This is a genomic window from Microbacterium sorbitolivorans, from assembly GCF_003327285.1.
In the GTDB taxonomy this organism is placed as follows: Bacteria; Actinomycetota; Actinomycetes; order Actinomycetales; family Microbacteriaceae; genus Microbacterium; species Microbacterium sorbitolivorans.
In genome coordinates this window covers 1-2820 of sequence record NZ_KZ848480.1, presented here as the reverse complement: position 1 = coordinate 2820, position 2820 = coordinate 1, and the positions used below count along the sequence as shown (strand labels likewise).

Sequence of the window (2820 nt, the reverse complement as noted above, 5' to 3'; positions counted from 1 at the left end):
TCTCAGGACGAAGGTCTCCGCGAATGTCCGGTCGATCCGCGCGACGTCCCAGGCGGGCGTTCCCTTGGCGGACATCCACGCCGCAGCGTCGTGCATCAGCCGCACAACCTCGTCGATATCACCCGAGCAGGCGACCCGAACGTTCGGAGGCTCCTCGCTGTCCATTCGCTCCCCTGGCGCGGTATGAACCGCCGCCTCATAGTGCAGTTTGATCCTGACGAGCCCAGCATGTCTGCGCCCACCTTCGCGGAACCTGACCAGGGTCCGCTAGCGGGCGGCCGGAAGGTGAATGCTAGGCATGATCTAACCCTCGGTCTCTGGCGTCGCGACTGCGAAATTTCGCGAGGGTTTCCGAGAAGGTGATTGCGCTTCGCAGATCTCCAGGCGCGTGGGTGCGGACGTAGTCAGCGCCATTGCCGATCGCGTGAAGTTCCGCCGCAAGGCTCGCTGGACCCAGATCCTTTACAGGAAGGCCAACGGTGGCGCCCAAGAAGGATTTCCGCGACACCGAGACCAATAGCGGAAGCCCCAACGCCGACTTCAGCTTTTGAAGGTTCGACAGCACGTGCAGCGATGTTTCCGGTGCGGGGCTCAAGAAAAATCCCATCCCCGGATCGAGGATGAGCCGGTCGGCAGCGACCCCGCTCCGTCGCAAGGCGGAAACCCGCGCCTCGAAGAACCGCACAATCTCGTCGAGCGCGTCTTCGGGTCGAAGGTGACCGGTGCGGGTGGCGATGCCATCCCGCTGCGCTGAGTGCATAACCACCAGCCTGCAGTCCGCCTCAGCAATATCGGGATAGAGCGCAGGGTCAGGAAATCCTTGGATATCGTTCAGGTAGCCCACGCCGCGCTTGAGCGCATAGCGCTGGGTTTCCGGTTGGAAGCTGTCGATTGAAACACGGTGCATCTGATCGGACAGGGCGTCTAAGAGCGGCGCAATACGTCTGATCTCATCGGCCGGCGATACAGGCCTCGCGTCCGGATGGCTGGCGGCCGGTCCGACATCCACGACGTCTGATCCGACTCGCAGCATTTCGATCGCCGCGGTGACAGCGCCGGCGGGGTCTAGCCGCCGGCTCTCATCGAAGAAGGAGTCCTCGGTGAGATTCAGAATGCCGAACACCGTCACCATGGCGTCGGCCTCCGCAGCGACTTCCACGATGGGGATCGGGCGAGCAAAAAGGCAGCAATTATGAGCCCCATACCTACAAAGCCCCACGCATCAAGCTTTTGCCCATGAAGCAACCAGGCAATGGCTGTAATTATGACGACGCCGAGTCCCGACCAGACTGCATAAGCAACACCGACAGGGATGGATTTCAGAACCAGAGAAAGAAAATAAAATGCGATGCCATAACCGATTATGACAACGGCGGAAGGGGCAAGCTTAGTAAAGCCCTCGCTAGATTTTAATGCGGATGTTGCGATTACTTCGCCAACTATTGCGATAACAAGAAAAAGCCAGCCTTTCATGATATATCTCCCAATTTGTGTAGGGCTTATTATGCACGCTTAAAAATAATAAAAGCAGACTTGACCTGATAGTTTGGCTGTGAGCAATTATGTGCTTAGTGCATCTAACGCCGGAGTTAAGCCGCCGCGCGTAGCGCGGTCGGCTTGAACGAATTGTTAGACATCATTTACCAACTGACTTGATGATCTCGCCTTTCACAAAGCGAATAAATTCTTCCAAGTGATCTGCGCGTGAGGCCAAGTGATCTTCTTTTTGTCCCAGATAAGCTTGCTTAGCTTCAAGTAAGACGGGCTGATACTGGGCAGGTAGGCGTTTTATTGCCCAGTCGGCAGCGACATCCTTCGGCGCGATTTTGCCGGTTATTGCGCTGTACCAAATGCGGGACAACGTAAGCACTACATTTCGCTCATCGCCGGCCCAGTCGGGCTGCGAGTTCCATAGCTTCAAGGTTTCCCTCAGCGCCTCGAATAGATCCTGTTCAGGAACCGGGTCAAAGAATTCCTCCGCTGCCGGACCTACCAAGGCAACGCTATGTTCTCTTGCTTTTGTAAGCAGGATAGCTAGATCAATGTCGATCATGGCTGGCTCGAAGATACCCGCAAGAATGTCATTGCGCTGCCATTCTCCAAATTGCAGCTCGCGCTTAGCCGGATAACGCCACGGGATGATGTCGTCATGCACGACAAGGGTGACTTCTATAGCGCGGAGCGTCTCGCTCTCGCCAGGGAAAGCCGAAGCCTCCATAAGATCATTGAGCAATGCTCGCCGCGTCGTTTCATCAAGCTTTACGGCCACAGTAACCAACAAATCAATATCGCTGTATGGCTTCAGGCCGCCATCCACTGCGGAGCCGTACAAATGCACGGCCAGCAACGTTGATTCCAGATGGCGCTCAATGACGCTTAGCACCTCTGATAGTTGGTTCGAAATTTCGATGGTCACCGCTTCCCTCATGATGTCTAACTTTGTTTTAGGGCGACTGCCCTGCTGCGTAACATCGTTGCTGCTCCATAACATCAAACATCGACCCACGGCGTAACGCGCTTGCTGCTTGGATGCCCGAGGCATAGACTGTACAAAAAACAGTCATAACAAGCCATGAAAACCGCCACTGCGCCGTTACCACCGCTGCGTTCGGTCAAGGTTCTGGACCAGTTTCGTGAGCGCATACGCTACTTGCATTATAGCTTACGAACCGAACAGGCTTATGTCCACTGGGTGGCTCTGTTGCAAAGATTGGCGGCAGTCAGAGGTAGGCTGTCGCTCTGCGCCGATCAGGCGGCTGCTGCGAAATGGTGGTTGAGCATGCCCATGGCCTCCGTCAGCGCCGAGGGCCCAATGCCAAA

General features: G+C 56.1%; 3 protein-coding genes and 1 pseudogene. 1 reads left to right on the top strand and 3 read right to left on the bottom strand.

The window, feature by feature from the left end; genetic code table 11:
- Positions 1–292 precede the first annotated feature (292 nt).
- The 3 genes from sul1 to DTO57_RS14180 form a co-directional block, all read right to left on the bottom strand.
- Positions 293–1132, bottom strand: a complete 840-nt coding sequence (sul1, locus tag DTO57_RS14190; protein WP_000259031.1) for a sulfonamide-resistant dihydropteroate synthase Sul1 — start codon at positions 1130–1132, stop codon at positions 293–295.
- Positions 1126–1473: a quaternary ammonium compound efflux SMR transporter QacE delta 1 gene (locus DTO57_RS14185; RefSeq protein ID WP_000679427.1), complete on the bottom strand. Its 348-nt coding sequence runs from the start codon at positions 1471–1473 to the stop codon at positions 1126–1128. Before DTO57_RS14185 ends, sul1 begins: the two co-directional genes overlap by 7 nt.
- A gap of 163 nt (positions 1474–1636) precedes the next feature.
- Positions 1637–2428 (bottom strand): ANT(3'')-Ia family aminoglycoside nucleotidyltransferase AadA2, encoded by a 792-nt coding sequence (locus tag DTO57_RS14180; protein ID WP_001206356.1) that lies wholly within the window; start codon positions 2426–2428, stop codon positions 1637–1639.
- A 144-nt stretch (positions 2429–2572) separates the two neighbouring features.
- Between DTO57_RS14180 and DTO57_RS14740 the strand changes: the two are divergent.
- Positions 2573–2820 (top strand): annotated as a pseudogene (locus DTO57_RS14740) (hypothetical protein); the annotation flags it as partial.

Bases quoted from the DNA above. Each gene is read 5' to 3' on its own strand.
- sul1 (WP_000259031.1), bottom strand. From the start codon at position 1,132: ATGGTGACGGTGTTCGGCATTCTGAATCTCACCGAGGACTCCTTCTTC.
- DTO57_RS14185 (WP_000679427.1), bottom strand. From the start codon at position 1,473: ATGAAAGGCTGGCTTTTTCTTGTTATCGCAATAGTTGGCGAAGTAATC.
- DTO57_RS14180 (WP_001206356.1), bottom strand. From the start codon at position 2,428: ATGAGGGAAGCGGTGACCATCGAAATTTCGAACCAACTATCAGAGGTG.